Genomic DNA, 14,294 nt, shown 5'->3' with positions numbered 1-14,294 from the left:
CCCACGACCCTCCCGGCAAGCGTTCCTCAGTAGACGTCCCGCACGTACCGCTTCGCCGACGCCAGTTGCTTCACCCACGCCGACGCCTCGGCCTCGTCCAGCCCGCCGTGCGCGACCGCGATGTCCCGCAGGGCCCGGTCCACGTCCTTGGCCATACGGGAGGCGTCGCCGCAGACGTAGAAGTGGGCGCCGTCCTGGAGCCAGCGCCACAGCTCGGGCCCGTGCTCACGCATCCTGTCCTGCACGTACACCTTGTTGCGCTGGTCCCGGGAGAAGGCGGTGTCGAGGCGGGTCAGGGAGCCCTCGTCGAGCAGTTCGGTGAGCTCCCGCTCGTAGTAGAAGTCGGTGGCGCGGTGCTGTTCCCCGAAGAACAGCCAGTTGGGCGCCCGGTGGCCGAGCGCGCGCCGCTCCTGGAGGAAGCCGACGAACGGCGCGACCCCCGTGCCCGGACCGACCATCACCATCGGCGTCGAGGCCTCGGCGGGCGGCCGGAAGTGCGGCGAACGCTGCACGAGGACCGGCACCTCCGTGTCCGCCTCGGCGTCGGCGAGGAACGGCGAGCAGACCCCGCCGCGCGCCCGGCCGTGCAGGTTCTCGTAGCGCACGACGGACACCGTCAGCGATACCAGGTGCGGGTCGACCAGCGGGCTGGACGATATGGAGTACAGGCGCGGTTGAAGCTTCTTCAGTACGTCCGCCCAGTCCTGCGCGCTCGCCCGCACCGGATGCTCGGCGAGCACGTCCACCGCCTGCCGCCCCCAACTCCACTGCGCCAGACCGTCCTTGTTGTCGGGTCGCAGCAGCCTGCGCAACTCCCGGTCGTCGCGGACGCGTTCGGCGACGAAGCGGAGCAGGTCCGGGGTGATCCGGGTGATGTCGAGATGCCGGTGCAGGGCCTCGGCGACGGGGACCTCGCCGACTCCCTCCACGCGCACGGCTGTTGAGCCGTCCAGGCCCGTCACCGCAAGCCACTCCTCCACCAGCGCGGGCGAGTTGACCGGCCGCACACTGAGCGCGTCCCCCGTCTCGTACGTCAGCGGGGACCCGCTCGTGTCGAAGGTGAACCGCCTGACCTCCTTGCCCGCGCCGGCCCGGCTGAGCAGCCGGTTGTCGGCCAGACGGGCGGTGGTGGGCGCGGGCCTGGCGGCACGGGTGGGCTCGGGGGCGGCCTGGGGGACGGGCTGCGGGGGTGCCTGGGAGGTGGACTCGGCCGTCTCCGTCCCGGGGTCCAGCGCCGAGAGCACCTGGTCCAGCCAGACCCCCGCGGAGGACTCGTAGTCGGGTTCGCAGTCCGTGCGCGGCGCGAGCCGTACCGCGCCCAGCTCGTCCAGCCGTGCGTCGAGCCGGCGCCCGTGCCCGCAGAAGTCGTCGTACGAGGAGTCGCCGAAGGCCAGGACCGCGTACCGGACGCCGTCCAGGCGCGGGGCCTGCTGTCCGGTCAGCGTGTCCCAGAAGCCGGAGCCGTTGTCGGGCGCGTCGCCGTCGCCGAACGTGCTGGTGATCAGCAGCACATCGGCACCGGAGGGCAGTGCGCCGGGGTCGGATTCGTCCATGCCGACGAGGGTGGCCGTGTGCCCCCCGGCGGACAGCCGGTCGGCGACGGCCCCCGCGAACTCCTCGGCGTTACCGGTCTGCGAGGCCCACAGTATGACGACCTCACGGCCCGACTGCCCACCGGACAACCCCGGTTGATCCGACGCCCGCGAGTACATGCCGGCCAGCACACCGTTCACCCACAGCGCGTGCTCGGCGCTGAAGGGCGCGTCCGGCGGAAGCACGGGGACACCGGGGGCGCCGGAGCCGATGCCGCCGAGGAAGCCGGTGAGATAGAGCCGCTCCTGGGCCGTGAGAACGGGCGGCGGGGTGGGGTCGAGGCCGAACGGGTTCGACCCCGGGGTGACGGCGGTCGGAGCGACGGCGGTCGGGGCGCCTACGGCAGGAGTGCCGGCGGTCGCAGTGGTGGCCGTGGTGGCCGTGGCAGCGCCCGCCCCCGCGGCCCCAACCGGCGAGGCCACCTTCGCCAGCGACACCGCGCACACCTTGAACTCCGGCTGGAACGACACCGGATCCACCGCGTCACTCGTCACCGCGTTGACGCTCAGATACTCCCCGAACAGGTCGTTCCAGTGGAACGGAGCGAAACAGGCCCCCGGTCGCACCCGGTCGGTGACCACCGCGGGCAGTACGGCCCGGCCCCGCCGCGAGGCGACCTCCACCCGGTCGTCGTCCGTGATCCCGAGGGCCCGCGCGTCCTCGGGATGCACCTCCACGAACGGCCCGGGATTCAGCTTGTTGAGCTTGGCGACCTTCCCGGTCTTCGTCAGGGTGTGCCACTGGTGCTGCACCCGCCCCGTGTTCAGCAGGAAGGGGAAGTCGTCGTCCGGCAGCTCGGCGGCCGGCAGATGCGGGCGCGCGTGGAAGACGGCGCGTCCGTCGGCCGTCGGGAACCGCGCTTCGCCCTCGCCGGACACGTACCGGATCGGATTGCGCTCCGGCCCGTCCTCGGTCGCGGTCGGCCACTGCACGGGCGTCGACCGCAGCCGCTCGTACGTCGCCCCGCGCATATCCCAGCCCGTGACGGGGTTCCAGAAGCGCCGGATCTCCTCGAAGACCTGCTCGGCACTGTCGTACGAGAAGCCCTTCTCGTACCCCATCTCCCGCGCGACCGCCGCGATGATCCGCCAGTCCGCCATCGCCTCCCCGGGCGGGTCGGACGCGGCCTGGGTCAGGGTGAGGTTGCGCTCGCTGTTGACGTAGACCCCCTCGGCCTCCGTCCACATCGCGCCCGGCAGGACGACATCGGCGTACGCGTTCGTCTCGGTGTCCCCGAAGACGTCCTGCGTGACGACGAACTCGGCGGCCTCCAGGCCCTCGATGACGGTACGGCGGTTGGCGATCGAGGCGACCGGGTTGGTGCAGATGATCCAGCAGGCCTTGATCTCCCCGTCGGCCATCTTCTGGAACATCTCGACGGTGCCCCTGCCGACCCCGTCCCCGCGCAGGGTGCCCGGCGGCAGCTCCCAGACGTCCTCGGTGAACGTCCGCTCCTCCTCGACGAGCACCGACCGCTGCCCGGGCAGTCCCGGCCCCATGTAGCCCATCTCGCGTCCGCCCATCGCGTTGGGCTGGCCGGTCAGGGAGAACGGCCCGCTGCCCGGACGGCAGATCGTGCCCGTCGCGAGATGCAGGTTGATCAGGGCGTTCGTGTTCCAGGTGCCGTGCGTGGACTGGTTGAGCCCCATGGTCCAGCAGCTCATCCACTCGCCGGCCTCGCCGATCAGCCGGGCGGCCGTACGCAGGTGGTCCTCGGCGACACCGGTGATTTCGGCGACGGTGGCCGGCGGGTAGTCGGCCAGGAAGTCCGGCATCGCCTCCCAGCCGGAGGTGTGCGCGGCGACGAACTCGGGGTCGGTGTGCCCGTTCTCGACCAGCAGGTGCAGCAGCCCGTTCAGGAGGGCGAGGTCCGTCCCGGACTTGACCTGGAGGAACAGGTCGGCCTTCGCGGCCGTGGCGGTGCGCCGAGGATCGACGACGACGAGCTTCGCGCCCGCCTTGACCCGCTCCATCATCCGCAGGAAGAGGATCGGATGGCAGTCGGCCATGTTCGAACCGATGACGAGGAAGACATCCGCCCGGTCGAAGTCCTCGTACGATCCGGGCGGCCCGTCGGCACCGAGCGACAGCTTGTATCCGGCCCCCGCGCTGGCCATGCACAACCGCGAGTTGGACTCGATCTGGTTGGTCCGCACGAACCCCTTGGCCAGCTTGTTCGCCAGGTACTGCGCCTCCAGGCTCAGCTGCCCGGAGACATAGAACGCGACCGCGTCCGGCCCGTGCTCGTCGATGATCGCGCGCAGCCGTCGCGCGGTGTCGGCGATCGCGTCGGCCGCGGGCACCGGCACCGGCTCCTCGCCCCGGTCGTCCCGCACCAGAGCGCTGGTCAGCCGGCCGGGCGCGGCGAGCATGTCGGCCGTGGTCGCGCCCTTCGTGCACAGCCGGCCCGCGTTCGCCGGGTGCGCCTTGTCCCCGGACGCCTTCAGGACGGTGCGCCTGCCGTCAGGCCCCATCCCGACGTCGAGCACCAGACCGCAGCCCACACCGCAGTACGAGCAGACGGTCCGCACCTGCTGCGTCCGCTGGTCCCGGGGAGTCGTCGTCATACCGTCGACGGTACGAATTGCCCGTTACGCCTGTGTGACACGGCTTGATCTTGAGGAGTTACGCCCGCTGCACAGCCGTCCCCCGACCGGTGTGAGGTGCACCGGAGTCGCGGAGCGTGTCACATTGGGCCGAACGGGTGACCATGAGTAAGAATTGGCCGATGCAGACAGCAGTGCGAGCCAAGGACGGAGCATGCCGGTGAACAGCCACGATGTCACCGACGAACAGTGGGAGGGGCTCGCCCAGGTGGTGCCGCTGCGGGGCCGGGACGCCTGGCCGTCCTCGGTGGGCCACCGGTCCAGGCCGGAGGCCGAGACCGAGCTGCGGCGCCGCTTCGTGGTGCTGCGCGTCCTGATCTTCTCGGACGCGCGCGAGGTCGCCGAGACGCTGATGGCGGGCATACCAGTGCTGCTCGACCTGACCAACGCCGAGACCGAGGTCGCCAAGCGGGTCCTGGACTTCAGCACAGGCGTCGTCTTCGGACTGGCGAGCAGTATGCACCGGGTCGACCGGAACGTGTTCCTCCTCACACCGGCCGGCACCGAGGTGACCGGACTGATGGAGGGGACGGGGGTTCCCGGGGTGTGAGGTGCCGGGCGCCCGGTGTCAGAGGCGCTGAGCAGTTGGTGTCGGGGCAGCCGGTGCCGGGGCTGCCGGTCGCCCGTTCGTAGGAAGGTCCTTCGGGCGGAACGGTTCGCCCCGGCGACGGAGCCCTACCGTCCGGATATGACCGTGCCCTCCGCGCAGCTGCCGGGCCCCTCGTCGCCCGTGGTCTTACCCGACCACGACGAGGACCTTCCGGAGCGCCCGCGCGTCACCGAACTTCGGCTGTCCGCCTACGCCGCACACCGCCGCGTCGGCTTCCCGCTCGGCCCGCTCACCCTGTTCACGGGGCCCAGTGGCTGCGGCAAGACCAGCGCGCTACGGGCGTACGAGGCGCTCGCCCGACTCGGTGGAGGCGTCCGCCTCCCCGAGGTCTTCCCGGATCCGCTCGCCTGTGTGCCCGAGCGGGCCCGGCCCGACGCCCAGCGCCGCCGCGGCTTCCGTATCGGCTGCACGACGGACGGCCCCGAGGGACCGGTCCGGCTCGATGTCGCCGTCCAGGCCGAGCCCACGCTGCGCATCGTGGGGGAGCGGTTGAGTGCGCCCGGCGGCCTGGTCCTGCTGGAGACCGCCCTGCGCGACCCGAGCCGCCGCCAGGTACAGGCGGCCTGGCACACGGCGGGCCAGTCGCCGGTCACCCGCGCCCCGCTGCCCGACGACCGGCTCGGCACCGCCCTGCTCCCGCTGCGCGTGGCCGGCAAGACGGACGGCCAGCGCCGGGTGCTCGCCGCCGCCGAACAGACTCTGGTCGCCCTGCGCTCCGTCTTCGCCTGCGATCCGCGGCCCGGCCGGATGCGCGGCCCCGTCCCCACCGGCTCCGGACGGCTGCTCGGCGGCTGCGACAACCTCGCCGACGTGCTGTGGCGCACCCGCGCGGAGTGCGCCAAGCGGCACGCGCAGTTCGTCACAGCGGTGCGCGCCGGATGCGCCGGACCCGTCGCCGACGTGCTCGCCGAACCGCTCGCCGACGGGACGGTCCAGGCGCTGCTCGACCGGGGCGACGGCACCCGCACGGACTGCGGGCGGCTGGGCGACGGGGAGTTGAGGTACCTCGCGCTGGCCCTGGTGCTGTTCACCGGGCCCGGTGTACTGGAGATCGACCCGGTCGGCGAGGTGCCGGCGGCCATGCAGGCGCTCACCGTGCTCGCCGACCACCTCGACCGGGGCCTGGACCCCCGGCAGCGGGCCGAGCTGCTGCGGCTCGCCGCCCGGATGTGCGACCGAGGGCACATCCGGCTCGTCGGCGCGGTGAGCGACGCGTCGTGGGCGGCGGGGGTGGATGGTGTGACGGTGGTACACCTGAAGCCGTGACGGAACCTCTCGATGTGGCGAAACTGCAGCGCAGGCTGGCCGAGTTCGCGGCGGCGCGCGACTGGCAGCAGTACCACACGCCCAAGAACCTCGTCGCCGCGCTGAGCGTGGAGGCCTCCGAACTGGTCGAGATCTTCCAGTGGTTGACGCCCGAGGAGTCGCAGCGCGTCATGACCGACCCCGACACCGCGCACCGCGTCACGGACGAGGTCGCCGACGTGCTCGCGTATCTGCTCCAGCTGTGCCAGGTGCTCGGCATCGACCCGCTGGCGGCGCTGGACGCGAAGATCGACCGGAACGAGCGGAGGTTTCCGGCGCCGTAGCCGACCGCCGTCAACGGGAGCGATCAACTCCGTTATTACTCTCCGGAGTCAAGAGCCCGCCCGAAACCGATTCGTTGTCCGAAGATTTCCGTCTTCCTCTGGCTTTTCGTCTCAAGCGCCCTCACTCTGGGTAGTGAACAAGAGAGTTCAGGCGGACGTGCCGACGGCGCGTCGGACAGACGGGGGCAGCGCATGGACGCGATGCGGCTCATCGTGATGAGCAGGCGTGCCCTGGCGGGGGGCGGGGACCCGCCTCAGGTCATGGCGGAGGTGTGGCAGGCACAGGCCCTGGCCCAGGCGATAGGCAGCCGCCTCGCGGTCGCCGGTCCGCCCGAACTACGGGGCGAGGCCTTGGGGTTGACCGAACTGGCGGGCAGGGGATGCGGGGTCCTGGACCGCCCGGACATCGACACCGAGGCCCTGCTGGCGGCCCAGCTCACCGAACTGGGCGACGCCCGCCAGACCCTCACCTCCCTGGGCGGCCTCCTCGGCGAGGCGGGCATCGCCCTGGTCGGCCTCGCCTCCGCCGCGGACGACGAGGGCACGTACTGGCAGTGCATGGAGGCGATCGACGCGGCGGACGAGTCGAGGGACAGGGTGCGGGAGATGCTCCGCAGGTTGGCGGACAGGGATGAGGCTCTACCGGCGTGAGGCGAGGGACCCGGCGCCTTGCCACCGGGACAACCTCTTCGGGCATGACGGACTCCTGGGACCCAAGGCCTCCGAAAAGCCCGGTGCGGGTGACCAGCGACGCCCCGGCGGCGACCGCCCTGCCCGGGTCGACCGGGAGCGGGAGTGACCGAGGGGACCGATGCGGTCGACCGTCGTCCCGGCGTGCAGGATGGAAGCATGGATCTCCGCATCTTCACCGAGCCCCAGCAGGGCGCCACCTACGACACCCTCCTCACCGTCGCCAAGGCCACCGAGGACCTCGGCTTCGACGCGTTCTTCCGCTCCGACCACTATCTGAAAATGGGCTCAGGGGACGGCCTGCCCGGCCCGACCGACGCCTGGATCACCCTCGCCGGCCTGGCCCGCGAGACCAAGCGCATCCGCCTCGGCACGCTGATGACCGCCGGCACCTTCCGGCTGCCCGGCGTGCTCGCCATCCAGGTCGCGCAGGTCGACCAGATGTCGGGCGGTCGCGTCGAACTGGGCCTGGGTGCCGGCTGGTTCGAGGAGGAGCACACGGCGTACGGCATACCGTTCCCGAAGGAGAAGGTCGCCCGACTGGAGGAGCAGCTGGCGATCGTCACCGGCCTGTGGGCGACCGAGCTCGGCGAGACCTTCGACTTCCACGGCACCTACTACGACCTCAAGGACTCGCCCGCGCTGCCCAAGCCCGCGCAGCGCAAGATTCCTGTCCTCGTCGGTGGCCAAGGCACCACCCGTACCCCGCGACTGGCCGCCCGGTACGCCGACGAGTTCAACATGCCGTTCGGCTCGATCGAGGACAGCGAGCTCCAGTTCGGCCGGGTACGCGCCGCCGCCGAGGAGGCCGGACGCGAGGCCGGCGAGATCACCTACTCAAACGCCCTCGTCGTCTGTGTCGGCAAGGACGACGCCGAGGTCGCCCGCCGTGCCGCCGCGATCGGCCGCGAGGCCGACGAGCTGAAGGCCAACGGCCTGGCCGGCACCCCGGCCGAGGTCGTCGAGCGGATCGGCCGCTACGCCGAGGCCGGCTCCGAGCGGATCTACCTCCAGATCCTGGACCTCTCCGACCTGGACCACCTGGAGCTGATCTCGTCCCAGGTGCAGTCGCAGCTGAGGCCGTGAGCCTCACCGCCTGTTTCCTGACGTCGCGCTGACGGACTGTGGTGAGCGCACGGGCAAGGCGCCCAAGCTTCCGCTGGGCGCCTCCTTGTCAGTGCGGACCCCACACCGTGTGCCGGGCCTTACGCCGTGGTCGTCTCCCACAGGTCGGCACAGGTGCCGAAGCGGATGCCGCCGGTCGGCGTACCGGACCAGTCGCCGATGCACGCCTTCAGGCCGATGTGCGTTCCCTCAGCGAGGTCGAGATTGACGTCGCGGGTGGTGTCCACCCCATTGCGGTTCCAGTAGTAGTAGTTGCACGCGGCCGTGTCACAGCCGATCGATATGAGGCCGATGGTGGAGTGTCCGTCCTTTGCCAGGTCGGTGATGAGCAGATGCTCGCCATCAGGCTGGAAGACCGCCTTGCCGCCGTGGGCGGCATTCGGAGTTTCCGCGATATCAGGTTCGGCGTAGGCCGTGATGGTGCTTCCCGCTGATGCGGACGTGGTCATCGACAGGGCAAGAAGGAGGGCGCCGGCGGCAGTCACAACAGTCTGGAGGATGCGTCGCATGTTTTTTCCAAACGAGAGGTCGGATCTGAACGGCAGTCATGTTGCGGTAAGGGGAACGTGAGGATCAATTGAATATCACGTGGAGTTGCGTACGTCACACACCTCAATTCGCGATCTTTACCCATAACCGATGCGCAACGAGGTGATAACTGGATAATCAAGGAGTAATGTGACGTTGAGTCAAAAACGGCTTGCGCGAGGGAGGTCGTTACGGTTTCGTTCGGCTGGAGCCGTCTCCAGACTCACTCGCGTCGCCCGGAAATCTCAGGAAAAACATGTCTATTAAGCTCAAGGCCGCATTGGTCCTCGCGTTGCCGCTGACTCTTGTGACCGTTTCCGCTTGCGGTTCAGAATCCGGACATGTGTCGACACGGGCAACCCCGGGGAAAGTCGAAAACCTTGAGGGGGAGAGGCTCGATACGGCTGCGAAGAAAGTCGCAGAAAGCGAGCTGCCGTTTTCTCTGCGGGACAGCACGGGTGCGGGCAGAATCATTGATGCGAGCCGACTCGAAAAGTATCGTGTGTGTTTTGTTCGGCAAGCGGAAAAGATTGACGGCCTCGACCTTTATGTCGCCCCTTTGACGGAGAAGTGCCCGAAATCGATTGGTTGAGCACGGATCCGCGGCTGACTGTGACTCGTTCTGGTCATCGGAAGGCAAGACCGGCGCCAAGAGTACGTCAAATAAAGCAAGAGGGAGGAGCGGCCGGCTGGCTTCCCTGCGTGACGTGTGCATGATGTGGCTAGCATGATCATGCGTCCAGCAGTGGACTGAACCAACCCGGTCCAGTGCTCAACGCGCCAGACTCTTGGGGGGAGTTGCAGCACCGTGGTGACTACGTTTCCCATTCTGCCCGGAAGCTGACCCGCCCTCTGTCGATCCGCGGCGCCGCCCTTCGCGCGGTGCTCGGTCGTGTGGATTTCCTGTCTCACAACTCCCGCCTGTCGCCGAGCAGTTGAGCGTGACGTGGCGGGCCCCGTCGTGCCCAGAAGGGCACGCGATCTCGATGAGAAACGGAAGACTCTTCTGTGAGCCCCAGAAGACGCGCGAGACCCGGAAGACGTACTCGAATACAACTGGCCGTCGCAGTGGTCTGTTCCGCACTGGCGGGCAGCCTCCTGCAAGGTGCGCCCGCTCTGGCCGCGTCAAACGCCGTGTCGAACGCCGTGTCAAGCACTCAGCCCTCATCCGGCCTGACAAATCCGGCCACACCGGGCCAGGTCACGCAGCCGGACAAGAAACTCGGCAAGGGGTGGAAGGCCAGCAGCGACCGTGCCGTGACGTCGGCCGCCGACACCCAGGGATTACGGATTCTCGTCGCCGACAGTGCGAAGGCGTACGTGTGGAAGACCGCGGCCTCCCTGAGTGAACCAGGCATGCCGGCGGACTCGTGGATCGGCAACCAATGCGTCATCGACCACGACCACGCGGCCGTCGTCTACGCCCCCCGAAGCTTCACGAACAAACCTGATCTCATGCAGGGGGGAGCATTTGCCGCGATCGTGAACCTGACGAGCGGCAAAGTGACGAAGCTGCCCTTCACGGCGTCCCTCGCCTACTTCGATCCCTCCTGCAATCCCACGACCCACACCGCCGCGTTCACCGCATTCCGCGACATGAACGACCCGGCCAAGACCAGGACTCGCATCGTTACCGTGAACGTCGGCGGAGAGACGCTGAGTTCGGCCGCTGCCGACGGCGAGCTCACAAGCGCCGTGCCGGTCCGGGACGGCGCGGTCGCGGCCCTTGGTCGTCGACTGGTTCACCTCGACCGGTCGGGCAAGGTCAAGAACCTGCTGACAGCCGGCGGCCTGCCGTTCGACATCCACCCGGCACAAGACGGGAAGATCGCTTTCGTCGAACGCAACGGCAGTAAGAAGGCCCGCGCCCGAGTGTGGAGCGGCCACGGCACCGCGGCCATCGTGGCCACCGGCCAGATCGGCGCCTTCGCTCTGAAGCAGGCGGGCGCCTCACAGGTATTCCTCACCGGGCAGGTGTCCGGCGCACCGCGTACCCGAGGCACCGGGGTCACTCATGTCGACGCACCGGTCGACGTGGACATTTCCAGCCAAGGGCGTCTCGCCGTCAACCCGGTTCTCACCGCCGGATTGCGAGCGGGCATCGAGCGAATCAAGAACGCAGGCAAGGGATTCACCACCGTCGAGCCCTCGGCCCAGGATGATTCAGCTCAGACGGCCGGCCTGCCGGCCGACACCCCGGTGACCGTGACGTCGACGGCCACCCTCACCGGCACGGCCATCGCCCAAGAGGTCATCTCGACCGCGCCGTTCAACGGGAACGACCGGCTCTCGCCCGCCCTGACCGCACAGGAGACAAGCTCGACTGCCGGCGGGGCGGCGCAACCAACAGGCACTGCGGCGGTGACGTCCATTGTCTCGCACGACCCGACGGACCCCGACCGCTGGTGCTCCGTCTCCCGCAACGACGTCGAGGCCCAGGCGCTACAGCCGACGCCCAACCAGGTCGAGTGGGCGGTCGACATGGCCGTACGCGGCAATCTGCGTGCGAGCTATCTCCGTCAGGGTGGCTACCGCAGTCAGACCGGCCTGAGCAGCATCGACCCGCAGGGCCTGTTCCCACCGCCTTCCCTGACCGGCGGCGGACGGATCCCCGCCAATGTGATGCTCGGCATCATGGCTCAGGAGTCCAACCTCTGGCAGGCCGAGTCCGGAGCCATTCCCGGCCAGATGGGCAGCCCCCTCGCGGCTGTTGACGGCTACTACGGGCACCAGACCGACCCGGGTAACCCCAACGCCTACTGGAACATCAACTGGGACAAGTCGGACTGTGGCTACGGAGTAGGACAGGTCACCGACGGCATGCGCCTCGCCGGGCACGAGAAAGAAAACGAGACCAGCCTGTCACCGGTGCTTCAGAAGGCCGTGGCCATCGACTACACGACCAACATCGCCGCGTCCATGAAGATCCTCGCCGACAAGTGGAACGAGGTCCACACCGCCGGGCAGAAGGTCACCGTCAACAACGATGACCCCTCCTTCGTGGAGAACTGGTTCACCGCGGTGTGGAACTACAACCTCGGCTTCAACCCACCCTCCGCCGCCGGCGAGAACAGCGGCCGCTGGGGCCTGGGTTGGTACAACAATCCGGCCAACCCCATCTACGCCAAGAGTTGGGGCCACCCCTTCATGGACACGGACGTGGACGGCACCGAGGCCAACCACGACGCCGCCCACCCGCAGGACTGGCCCTACGAGGAAAAGGTGATGGGCTGGTCCGCCTGGTCCATCGACACCGGCTACTCGTACAGCACCGACGGCCGTCAGGACTGGAAGGGCGAATCCGGGTTCTCCTCGGCCGGCTTCCGGCCCGCCTGGTGGGTCAGCACCGCCCAGCGCAGCCTGGTCTCCCCGCCGCTGGGCACCTTCTGCAACAGCGACAACAACTGCGACCCGAGCACGCCTCCCAACTGCGGGACGGAGGAATGCTACAAGCAGTATTGGTACAACAAGGCCAACACCAGTTGGAAGTCGAACTGCGCCAATGACTGCGGACACGAACTGATCAAATATCAGACACTGATCTCCGAGCCGGGGCGTGGCTACCGCCTGAAGAACGGCACCCCAGTCTGCTCCGGAGCGCCCGCCGGCGCCGAAGTCGTCGCCTCGGTCCCTGCCGGAACACAGACATGGAGCGACTGCGGGCCGGTCGTCTCGGACGGCAACTTCCAGTTCACCTTCTACGCCGACACCATGGGCACGCACTTCAACGCCAAAGCAGACCTGCACCAGATCGGCGGCGGCTACGGCGGGCACTTCTGGTACACACACGACCGAGACCCCGACCACCTCGGTGGTGAGGGCGGACAGATGACCATCGACGGCAGATGGAGACTCAGCGGGCCTCTGAACAAGAAGCAGGCCATGGTCTACGTGCACATCCCCGATACGGGAGCACAGACCCAACAGGCTGTCTACGAGGTCGTCACCGCCCTCGGCACCGAAAAGGTCACCGTCGATCAGTCCGCCAACGCGTCCGACAAGTGGGTGTCCCTCGGCGCCTTCCGCTTCAACGACACAACCCCCGAGGTAAGGCTCTCCAACACCACCAGCAGCGGAACCGCGGACAAGGACATCGCCTGGGGCGCGGTCGCCTTCGTGCCCGGTGACTTCAACGTGTCCGGTGGCAGAATGGCCGGTCTGCAACTCCCGGACCCGGACGACAACGCCCCGGACGTCGACTTCATCGACGATGATCAGCAGAAACAGCCCACTCCCGACGGCCTTGTGTCCAACCCGGCCTCGCTCACCGCGGACGACACGTGTGCTGAGGGCCTCAAGAACGGCCAAGGACGCCAGTGCGTCACGTTCAAGCCGCTCACCAAGCCCTCGGCCGCGGCGCGTTCAGCCGCTTCCGCCGCCGACGCCCTCTCCACCACGCTCGTCACGTGGTGCGCTCAAGTGGGTCTGACACAGACCTACACGCTCGAACGCCGTGAGGGCTGCCTGGCCTTCACCACGCTCGTGCACTGGACGAGGAAGGACGCGGACGGCGCCGTAGTGACCGCATCCGCCGCCTTCAACGTCTTCGTCGAGACGAAGACGACGAACAAGGCGACCTTCACGGAACGGATGTCCATCGTTCCTGTGGACATGGATGCCGACCTCGGCGCCGTCTCACTGGACTACTGGGACACGCCTTGCACCCCCGACTGCGACGCCGCGTACTCCACGAACTTCAGCGACGCCACGTGGACGGGCCTGCTCGACAAGCATTGGGCGAGTGCCACGAAGACCAACACCTGGACCGCTCCTACAGTCGGCACCTCTCAAAAGTTCGACCGGGGCGTGTTCCTGAGCTTCAAGGCGGACAGTCCCCAGTGGCAGGGCCTCGTCCCCGTCGACAAGCCGGAGGTCTCCCTGTTCGACCAGATCCGGTGCGACAACTCGGTGACGGTCAACAACTCGACCGGCTGCGTCTTCAACCACCACATCCCGACGTTCACCATGAACGACGCGAAGTATCCCGCTGCCGCGGCCTACTACTGGCTGCTCAGAGAAGAACTTCCGTCGCACCCGGGCAGCAAGAAGGAGAATTCACCTCTCCACCGGGAGACGGACAAGTCGGTGATCATTCAGAACCGGGGCAAGGTATGTCCCACGTCGTACACGACGACCACGAAGGCGACTCCCGAGGCGACGACGAACAGTCCGGACGGTCGTCAGTGCGACGAATACCCCTTCGCCTCGACCAAGGAGAGCGGCGGGCAGTCCGGGAACGGAGACCAGTGCGTCCAGTTGTACGCGCAGAAGAGCGACAGCGACGGGAAGTGGCGCTTGTATCCGGATGACCGCTTCGCGCCGCCGACGTGGAAGGAAGTGTGCGGCCGGGCTTCGATGTCCGCCAAGCAGAACGAGGCGGCCGGCCGGGGCCTCGGTGCCTTCTTCACCAAGGCACGCGTAGACAAGGACGACGCCTTCTACATCGACGCACCCAGCCTCGAGAACTGCCGTCCCGACGAAGTGTGTGTCGTCACTCCGTGATCCGTAGCCGGTAACCAGCAACCCGTTCCGCGAGGGGGCGGTCCCAGGCAT

9 protein-coding genes are annotated in these 14,294 nt (G+C 68.4%); 7 read left to right on the top strand and 2 right to left on the bottom strand.

Annotated features, from left to right (window positions below):
• Positions 1–26: 26 nt before the first annotated feature.
• On the bottom strand, positions 27–4,160 hold the full coding sequence (locus AB0H86_RS02870; RefSeq protein ID WP_362432148.1) for a bifunctional nitrate reductase/sulfite reductase flavoprotein subunit alpha: 4,134 nt from the start codon (positions 4,158–4,160) through the stop codon (positions 27–29).
• A gap of 193 nt (positions 4,161–4,353) precedes the next feature.
• Between AB0H86_RS02870 and AB0H86_RS02865 the strand changes: the two genes are divergently transcribed.
• The 5 genes from AB0H86_RS02865 (at position 4,354) to AB0H86_RS02845 (ending at position 8,174) form a co-directional block, all read left to right on the top strand.
• Positions 4,354–4,749 (top strand): cell division protein SepF, encoded by a 396-nt coding sequence (locus AB0H86_RS02865; protein WP_362432145.1) that lies wholly within the window; start codon positions 4,354–4,356, stop codon positions 4,747–4,749.
• A 138-nt stretch (positions 4,750–4,887) separates the two neighbouring features.
• Complete coding sequence (locus tag AB0H86_RS02860; RefSeq protein ID WP_362432143.1) at positions 4,888–6,075, top strand: ATP-binding protein; 1,188 nt, start codon at positions 4,888–4,890, stop codon at positions 6,073–6,075.
• Entirely contained in the window at positions 6,072–6,398 is a 327-nt protein-coding gene (locus AB0H86_RS02855) for a nucleotide pyrophosphohydrolase (protein WP_362432141.1), read from the top strand. The genes AB0H86_RS02860 and AB0H86_RS02855 overlap by 4 nt, the downstream gene beginning before the upstream one ends.
• A 192-nt stretch (positions 6,399–6,590) precedes the next feature.
• The gene (locus tag AB0H86_RS02850; protein ID WP_362432138.1) at positions 6,591–7,049 is read left to right on the top strand and encodes a DUF6099 family protein; all 459 of its coding nucleotides are present in this window, start codon (positions 6,591–6,593) and stop codon (positions 7,047–7,049) included.
• 198 nt (positions 7,050–7,247) lie between these two features.
• Positions 7,248–8,174 (top strand): LLM class F420-dependent oxidoreductase, encoded by a 927-nt coding sequence (locus AB0H86_RS02845; protein ID WP_362432135.1) that lies wholly within the window; start codon positions 7,248–7,250, stop codon positions 8,172–8,174.
• Positions 8,175–8,293: 119 nt separating this feature from the next.
• Here the strand turns inward: AB0H86_RS02845 and AB0H86_RS02840 are convergent, their stop codons facing one another.
• Complete coding sequence (locus tag AB0H86_RS02840) at positions 8,294–8,722, bottom strand: hypothetical protein (RefSeq protein ID WP_362432133.1); 429 nt, start codon at positions 8,720–8,722, stop codon at positions 8,294–8,296.
• A 275-nt stretch (positions 8,723–8,997) separates the two neighbouring features.
• Between AB0H86_RS02840 and AB0H86_RS02835 the strand changes: the two genes are divergently transcribed.
• Both AB0H86_RS02835 and AB0H86_RS02830 read left to right on the top strand, forming a co-directional pair.
• A complete protein-coding gene (locus tag AB0H86_RS02835; protein WP_362432130.1) occupies positions 8,998–9,333 on the top strand; it encodes a hypothetical protein in 336 nt (111 codons plus the stop codon).
• A gap of 554 nt (positions 9,334–9,887) precedes the next feature.
• Positions 9,888–14,243 carry a Tat pathway signal protein gene (locus AB0H86_RS02830; protein ID WP_362432128.1) on the top strand — a complete coding sequence of 1,452 codons (4,356 nt, stop codon included), beginning with the start codon at positions 9,888–9,890 and terminating at the stop codon, positions 14,241–14,243.
• The last annotated feature ends 51 nt before the right edge of the window (positions 14,244–14,294 follow it).

It is taken from the genome of Streptomyces sp. NPDC050997, from assembly GCF_040660135.1.
GTDB lineage: Bacteria > Actinomycetota > Actinomycetes > Streptomycetales > Streptomycetaceae > Streptomyces.
This window is presented reverse-complemented; position numbering and strand designations above follow the sequence as displayed.

Excerpts from the sequence above, each read along its gene's own strand:
- AB0H86_RS02870 (WP_362432148.1), bottom strand. The coding sequence starts at position 4,160 with ATGACGACGACTCCCCGGGACCAGCGGACGCAGCAGGTGCGGACCGTC.
- AB0H86_RS02865 (WP_362432145.1), top strand. The coding sequence starts at position 4,354 with ATGCCGGTGAACAGCCACGATGTCACCGACGAACAGTGGGAGGGGCTC.
- AB0H86_RS02860 (WP_362432143.1), top strand. The coding sequence starts at position 4,888 with ATGACCGTGCCCTCCGCGCAGCTGCCGGGCCCCTCGTCGCCCGTGGTC.
- AB0H86_RS02850 (WP_362432138.1), top strand. The coding sequence starts at position 6,591 with ATGGACGCGATGCGGCTCATCGTGATGAGCAGGCGTGCCCTGGCGGGG.
- AB0H86_RS02845 (WP_362432135.1), top strand. The coding sequence starts at position 7,248 with ATGGATCTCCGCATCTTCACCGAGCCCCAGCAGGGCGCCACCTACGAC.
- AB0H86_RS02840 (WP_362432133.1), bottom strand. The coding sequence starts at position 8,722 with ATGCGACGCATCCTCCAGACTGTTGTGACTGCCGCCGGCGCCCTCCTT.
- AB0H86_RS02835 (WP_362432130.1), top strand. The coding sequence starts at position 8,998 with ATGTCTATTAAGCTCAAGGCCGCATTGGTCCTCGCGTTGCCGCTGACT.